The 6,000-nt window shown below is 67.2% G+C and carries 9 protein-coding genes and 1 pseudogene; 6 read left to right on the top strand and 4 right to left on the bottom strand.

Annotated elements, in window-relative coordinates:
• From ACTHL9_RS10815 to ACTHL9_RS10805, 3 genes and pseudogenes are all read left to right on the top strand, one after another.
• Positions 1-225: dihydrodipicolinate synthase family protein (locus ACTHL9_RS10815; protein WP_440519011.1), on the top strand; the 225-nt coding region annotated here is incomplete at its 5' end.
• 45 nt (positions 226-270) lie between these two features.
• The gene (locus ACTHL9_RS10810; RefSeq protein ID WP_440519010.1) at positions 271-537 is read left to right on the top strand and encodes a hypothetical protein; all 267 of its coding nucleotides are present in this window, start codon (positions 271-273) and stop codon (positions 535-537) included.
• A pseudogene (locus ACTHL9_RS10805) lies at positions 449-781 on the top strand (hypothetical protein); the annotation flags it as partial. The gene ACTHL9_RS10810 and the pseudogene ACTHL9_RS10805, both read left to right, overlap by 89 nt.
• Here ACTHL9_RS10805 and ACTHL9_RS10800 read toward each other — a convergent pair.
• Positions 703-948 carry a hypothetical protein gene (locus ACTHL9_RS10800; RefSeq protein ID WP_440519013.1) on the bottom strand — a complete coding sequence of 82 codons (246 nt, stop codon included), beginning with the start codon at positions 946-948 and terminating at the stop codon, positions 703-705. The pseudogene ACTHL9_RS10805 and the gene ACTHL9_RS10800 sit on opposite strands and share 79 nt — an antisense overlap.
• Between ACTHL9_RS10800 and ACTHL9_RS10795 the strand changes: the two genes are divergently transcribed.
• From ACTHL9_RS10795 to ACTHL9_RS10785, 3 genes are all read left to right on the top strand, one after another.
• Positions 898-1,152 (top strand): pyrroline-5-carboxylate reductase family protein, encoded by a 255-nt coding sequence (locus tag ACTHL9_RS10795; RefSeq protein ID WP_440519009.1) that lies wholly within the window; start codon positions 898-900, stop codon positions 1,150-1,152. The genes ACTHL9_RS10800 and ACTHL9_RS10795 overlap by 51 nt on opposite strands.
• Positions 1,153-1,254: 102 nt before the next feature.
• Positions 1,255-2,049: a FadR/GntR family transcriptional regulator gene (locus ACTHL9_RS10790; RefSeq protein WP_440519007.1), complete on the top strand. Its 795-nt coding sequence runs from the start codon at positions 1,255-1,257 to the stop codon at positions 2,047-2,049.
• Complete coding sequence (locus tag ACTHL9_RS10785; protein ID WP_440519005.1) at positions 2,046-2,765, top strand: cache domain-containing protein; 720 nt, start codon at positions 2,046-2,048, stop codon at positions 2,763-2,765. Before ACTHL9_RS10790 ends, ACTHL9_RS10785 begins: the two co-directional genes overlap by 4 nt.
• On the opposite strand, the gene ACTHL9_RS10780 is transcribed toward ACTHL9_RS10785, so the two are convergent.
• From ACTHL9_RS10780 to ACTHL9_RS10770, 3 genes are all read right to left on the bottom strand, one after another.
• Positions 2,733-3,137 carry a hypothetical protein gene (locus ACTHL9_RS10780; RefSeq protein ID WP_440519003.1) on the bottom strand — a complete coding sequence of 135 codons (405 nt, stop codon included), beginning with the start codon at positions 3,135-3,137 and terminating at the stop codon, positions 2,733-2,735. The genes ACTHL9_RS10785 and ACTHL9_RS10780 overlap by 33 nt on opposite strands.
• 110 nt (positions 3,138-3,247) lie before the next feature.
• Positions 3,248-4,909, bottom strand: coding sequence for an amino acid permease (locus ACTHL9_RS10775; protein WP_440519001.1), 1,662 nt, complete (start codon positions 4,907-4,909; stop codon positions 3,248-3,250).
• Positions 4,910-4,957: 48 nt separating this feature from the next.
• On the bottom strand, positions 4,958-5,803 hold the full coding sequence (locus tag ACTHL9_RS10770) for an SDR family NAD(P)-dependent oxidoreductase (protein ID WP_440518999.1): 846 nt from the start codon (positions 5,801-5,803) through the stop codon (positions 4,958-4,960).
• Positions 5,804-6,000 lie beyond the last annotated feature (197 nt).

The following is a 6,000-nucleotide window of genomic DNA, read 5'->3' as shown; positions in this document are numbered from 1 at the left end:
GGAGACGGCGACCTCACCGGCGCCCGCGAGCTGTGGAACCGGGTCTACCCGGTCATCGACGCCCTGCTCTCCGTGCCGTTCATTGCCTCCGTCAAGGCCGGCCTCGGCCTCCAGGGCCTCCCCGCAGGCTCGCCCCGGCGGCCCACCGCCGACCTCAATGCCGAAGACGTCGCACGGCTCGAGCACGCCCTCTCCGCCCTCAAGCAGCAGCAGCCTGTCGGCTGACCCAGAGAAGCCCGACTCTCGGAGAGGAATGGACAGGACCGGCCGATGCCCCTGATGAGATCTGCCGATTGGCCTTCCCTCATAGGAGCCAGCGTCGAAATCCGGAAGAACACGCGAACCGTCCGGGTTGGCGTCGTCGATGAGGCCATGACGGACTCATCCGTGCTCTGGCTCGGATCCGACGGTGCCCAGCCCAGAGCCTCGTACGAGACAGCACCCGGGTATGAAGCATGGACCGAGCTCAAGGAGCTCGACCGCGTTGATAGATACCGCTTTACTGCGGATAGGCTCTCCCGCCCGCTCGATGGCTGAGGCCCGGGTGCAGGCGCACGCCGTCGAAAATGGCCAAGGGTTCGGATCCGGTGAACCTCTGCGGGTGGCTGTCCTCGGGGCTGGCCAACTGGGGCGCGCCCTTCTCGCCGGATTCGCCGATTCGTGCCGCGGTAACGGGATACAGTTGGCGGCGACCACGCGTCGTCAGTCGAATCTCGGCCCCCACGTCAGAGTGGTCAGCCTCGAGGAAGACCCGCAGGCGAACCAGCGGCTCGCGCGCTGGGCTGAGGTGATCGTGCCGGCCGTGAGGCCAGCCCGGACAATGCGGCTCCTGCAGGAGATGGCCGGCCGGCCTACGTCTGCTTCCTCATCGAGGAGTTCGCGGCCGCCGCCCGAGCCTTGGACTTCGACGACGCAACGGCATCCCAGCTCGTGTTCGAGACGTTCCACGGGACGCTCTCCCTGCTCGAGGCCTCGGGACGCGTCCCGTCGGCCCTGCTCAGAGAGATTGCAAGTCCGGGCAGCGCCACGGAACGGGCGGTCGCCGTCCTCGGGCGGGCCGGGCTTGCCGAGCATGCGGAGTGCGCAATGCGGGCCGCCATCTGCCGGGCCGAAGAGCTACACGGCGCAATCCTGGGCACGCCCGAGTCCTGATCCTGGACGAGAGCTGGCACATCCCGGCCCTGCTTGCACCTGACCATGAACATTAAAATCTATACTTCGAAGGGTTTGGTCGTCGGGTGAAGCGGTAGGGGCTTGGAGAAGGCAGCGAGGGATCTGGGCGGCTCGGTGTCCCTCCGCGCCCTGGACATGGCCGCCCAGGTACGCCCGCACGGCCCGGAATCCTCCGGCCGCGCCGATCAGGTGACGCACCAGTTGGAGAGCGCCATCGGCCTGGGGCTGCTGGCGCCCGGGGAGCGGCTCCCCCCCGAGTCCGTCATGGCCGACCACCTGGGCGTCTCTCCGCTCACGCTTCGGCAGTCTCTTGCCGTGCTCAGGAGCAAGGGCCTGCTCGAGACTCGCCGCGGGCGCGGAGGGGGGAGCTACGTCACCGGCTTCCTTCCGGTGCGCGAGGCAGAGATCGAGCGCGAGCTTCTCAGCCGAACAAGCGACGGGCTGCGCGACCTCATCGATCTTGCCGCCAGTGCAGCAGGATCAGCCGCCCGCCTGGCTTCGCTGCGCTCCGATGAGCAGGACCATCGCCGGCTCAGGAGCCTGGCCGGGCGATTCGCTTCGGCTTCCGAGCCCCAGATGCTCCGTCAGGCCGACGCACGGCTGCATATCGGTCTCGGGGTCGCCGCGCAGTCCCGCCGGCTCACGACCCTCCTGATCCAGATCCATGCCGAGCTCTCTCCTCTCACATGGGGCGAGGCGTGGATGGACCGGCAGTCGACGGCCGTGAAGGAGCACGAAGCGCTCATCGACCTCATCGGGCAGGGGGACGCACGCGCCGCCGAAGACCTCGCCGTCGCGCACTTCGAACGGGAAGGCGCCCTCGTCATCGACCAGCACCTTGGCCTCCTGACCTCCCAGCTGGAGGACTCACGATGACATCCCTCGAGGACTCCCTGCAGACCACCGCGGACGCGCTGGCTCGGCGCCTCGACGCCATCTTCGCCCAGCTCACGACACTGTCCGAAGCCGCCGCGGGGATCCTGAGCGGAACCTCCTCAGGATCCCGTGCCTCCCGGTCCTCCCTCGAGTCCCTGAGGCCCGCCGTCGAGGACCTCATCAGCGAGCAGGAAGGCGTCGTGGACAGCGCGGGGGTCTCGGTCGCTCCCGGGGTGCTCGCCGACGCCGAGGTCTGGCACCAGTGGTGGAGCCTCATCGACGGCCGGGTTGCATTCATTCCCCACAATCTCAACCCGGCCTCGGTCAACTACTACGACTACACAGAGATGACCTGGTTCGAAAGGCCCTTCACTTCCGGCAGTCCCGAGCTCACCGGCCCGTACATCGACTTCGGAGGGGCCTTCGACATGAAGGTCGTCACTGCGGGGCGACCGGTGGGGGAGCCGACGAAGCCCCTGGGGATCGCGGGCGCGGACCTTTCGATGGATTCCCTCGAGCGCGAGTTCCTCCGCTATCTCGGCCGCCAGCTCGAGCACGTCGCACTCGTCACCGAGACCGGAAAGGTGGTCGCCTCCAACAGCGCCCGCTACGCTCCCGGCACCCGGTTCGAGGGCCCCCAGACCAGCCGGCTCTCGATTCCGGTACCCGCCGCGGAGCTCGCGTCACCGCCGTGGAGGATCGTCGTCACCGACTGACCGACCGCAGGCGCTCGCCCTCAGCCGTCCGAGCTCGTACCGCTCGTACTGGTCTTGGACGAGCTGCGGTGGGCCAGCGGCCTCGTCGGCGTCGATCCCGTAGCGTGCGCGCAGCTCGGCCTGGGTCAGATCCTCGGCAGAAGCGCCTTCGGGCGAGTCATCGCGCCATGAGCGGGCCTTGGTGTGGCACGGCCGATGGAGTGGGGGCTGGCGCTGGCCCGCTAATGGGCATCCGCGACGCGGCAGATTTCGGCGAGGGCGACGGCGCGCACGCTGCTGTCCACGCCAGTGTCCTGCCCGGTCGCGGCTTGCGAGGCGGGCGGCACGTCGAGCGCCGGCCGCGATGGCCACGTTGAGCTCGTACAGGTCCATGAAATAGGCCGCCAATCGTAGGTCTTGGATGCCCTCATGCCTCACCCCGGCCGCCCGGCAGGGGCGGCCGGGGATGACAGGTCGATTGCGCGGAACTCGCGCTCCCGGGTTCAGTCTGTGGCGTCGACCCCAGCCATCCGATCCTGCCGGTCATTTTCGTGGATCGCACCGTGTGGGTGGTGCTGCTCGTGCTCGCTCTCGAGCTCGTCGGCCGTGGTGAGCCCTGCGGGGAGGTCGACGGTCGAGCGGGGGCCGGTGTAGGTGTGCTTGACCCGGAGCTGCCAGGCCAGCCAGAGGGCCAGCAGGGTGCCGCCGACCACGAGCGGTGTGTAGTTCACGTACTTCCACTCGAACTCGGGGTTCCACGGGACTCCGCCGGGGGAGCTGGGGAGCATGGCGATGACGGTCGTGATCCCGATCTCGATGACGGCGACGAGGTTGAGCCACTTGTAGTGGCTGCCGAGGTTCCAGGAGCCCCTGGCGAAGCCTTCGCCCTTTCGGTAGCGCTGGAAGATCGGGATGGCGAAGGCCAGGTAGAGGCCGACGACGCCGATGGAGACGACGGCGTTGAAGGCCACCGGGACGGGGGCGCCGTTGATGTCGACCTCGACGAGGGCGGGGAGGGTCAGGATGATCGCGAGGGCGGCGACGAGGGCGACGCTGTAGATCGGGACGCCGCGCTTGTTGATGCGGGTCCAGAAGCGGGCGCCGGGGACGGCGCCGTCGCGGCTGAAGGCGAACAGCATGCGGGTGGCGGAGGTCATGCAGGCCATCGCGCAGAAGCACTGCCCGAGAGTGGAGATCACCAGCACGGCGCTGACCCACGGCCCGTCGAGGGCTTGGGTGAGCACCGCCATCACGTTGCCGCCCGCGGTGCTGACAGCACCGGGGTCGTGGATGGCGAAGAGGAGGGCGAGCATGAGGATCCAGCCGCCGATGGCCGAGTAGAGGATGGCCTGCCAGATGCCCTTGGCGGCGGAGTCGGAGGCGCCCTTTGTCTCCTCCGACATGTGGCAGGAGGCGTCATAGCCCGTGACGGTGAACTGGGGCAGGATCGCCGCCTGCGGCAGGACGAGGAACATGAACCCGAGCCCCGACGTGGCGCCCCCGAAGAACCCGGAATTGTTGATTCGCTGGGCGAAGACGTCTGCGAAGCTCGCGTGCTGGGCGGGCAGGAAGGCGATGATCGCGATGATCGCGGCCGTTCCGATGACGTGCCACCAGACGGAGATGTTGTTGAAGATGGCCAGCAGGTGACTGGAGAAGATCGTCATGATGGTCACGACGAGCAGGAGGACGACGAAGATCACGAACACCCGGGTCAGCGAGTAACCGTTGGCCCAGTCTTGGCTGAAGGAGGAGATGGTCAGGTCGATGAAGGTCGCGCAGCCGTAGGCCACTGCCGCGACGATGGCGAGCAGGCCGAGGAAGTCCAGCCAGCCGGTGAAGTAACTCGAGCGCAGGCTGCCGAGCTTGGCCGCCCAGTAGTACATCCCGCCTGAGGTCGGCATAGCCGAGACGAGCTCGCCCATGCAGAGGCCGACGATGAGGATCAGGGCGCATACGATCGGCCAGCCCCAGCTCATGGCCATCGGGCCGCCGTTGTTCCAGCCGATGAAGAAGCTGATGAAGGGGCCGCTCAGGATTGAGATGACGGAGAAAGAGATGGCGAAGTTGGAGAAGCCGGACCAGGATCGCTTGAGCTCGGGCTTGTAGCCCAGGTCGGCGAGGATCTCCTCGTCCGAGCGCTCAGTGGTGGGGGAGGCAGACATGGAAGGCCGTCCTAGAGTGTCTTGGGCAGGGTCGATGGGGGAGGGCAGTCACATCGTTGTGAGGCCGCCGTCGATGGGAAGGAGCTGCCCGGTGATGTAGCGGGCTCCGTCCGAGGCGAGGAAGACCACCGCGGGGGCGATGTCTTCGGGCGTTCCCTGGCGGCCGAGCGGAACCTGCCGGTCCACGAACTGGTCCAGTTCCTCGCCGCTCAGGTGGCCGAGGACTGGGTCGTTGAATCCGGTTTCGATCCACCCCGGGCAGACGCCATTGACGCGGATTCCATGCTTCGCGTATTCGACGGCGAGCTGCCGCGTGAGGTTCACGAGTGCGCCCTTGGATGAGTTGTAGGCGACGAGATCGGGTTCTCCGATGAGGCCCGAGACAGATGCGGTGATGACGATGGCCCCGGACTTCTGCTTGATCATCTGCGGGAGTGCAGCGCGGACCGTGAGGAACGTGCCGCGGACGTTGACGGCATACGTCTTGTCCCACTCTTCGAGTTCCTGAGTGAGCGCGGTTCCAGCCATGAGCACGCCGGCGTTGGCGTGGAGCACGTCGAGGCGGCCGTGCGTGCGGACGATGTCGTCCACGACCGCGAGCATCGAATCCGGATCGGTGACATCGGCAAGGGCGGCCACGCCTTCGTAGCCTGCGTCCTTGATGAGCTTCTCGGTTTCGGCGGCCCGACCGAAATCGATGTCGGAGGCCACCACGAGCGCGCCCGCTTCAGAGAGCGCGAGCGCGCTGGCACGGCCAATGCCATGCCCGGCGCCTGTCACAAGGGCCACCCGGCCGTTCAGGGACGAGGAATTCACGATCACAACCTCCAAGGGTGTGGTTTCAGCGGGGACGCCGGGTGTGATCGTGCTCACCACCGCGGCGATGTCCTCCACTGTAAGGAGGGTGATCGAGGTCTGGCAATAGCATTTAGTTTTAAATCTTTTTTCGGAACAGGTCGCTGGAGGTGGACCGCTTTGCTCGCCGGACGGCACGCTCCCGTTTGATCGCCGGGACGGGTGTTGTGATGCGGAAGGTGACTGCGCCGCCGTGGCGGACGTCGACCCAGAACGCAGCCGGAGGTGCCGACGGC

Source organism: Sinomonas sp. (genome assembly GCF_051955515.1).
Lineage (GTDB): Bacteria > Actinomycetota > Actinomycetes > Actinomycetales > Micrococcaceae > Sinomonas.
The sequence above is the reverse complement of the archived record's forward strand: the minus strand, read 5'-3'. Positions and strand labels throughout refer to the sequence as shown.

What these genes read in the sequence shown, in the direction of transcription:
- ACTHL9_RS10810 (WP_440519010.1), top strand. Translation starts at nt 271, where the DNA reads ATGCCCCTGATGAGATCTGCCGATTGGCCTTCCCTCATAGGAGCCAGC.
- ACTHL9_RS10785 (WP_440519005.1), top strand. Translation starts at nt 2,046, where the DNA reads ATGACATCCCTCGAGGACTCCCTGCAGACCACCGCGGACGCGCTGGCT.
- ACTHL9_RS10780 (WP_440519003.1), bottom strand. Translation starts at nt 3,137, where the DNA reads ATGGACCTGTACGAGCTCAACGTGGCCATCGCGGCCGGCGCTCGACGT.
- ACTHL9_RS10775 (WP_440519001.1), bottom strand. Translation starts at nt 4,909, where the DNA reads ATGTCTGCCTCCCCCACCACTGAGCGCTCGGACGAGGAGATCCTCGCC.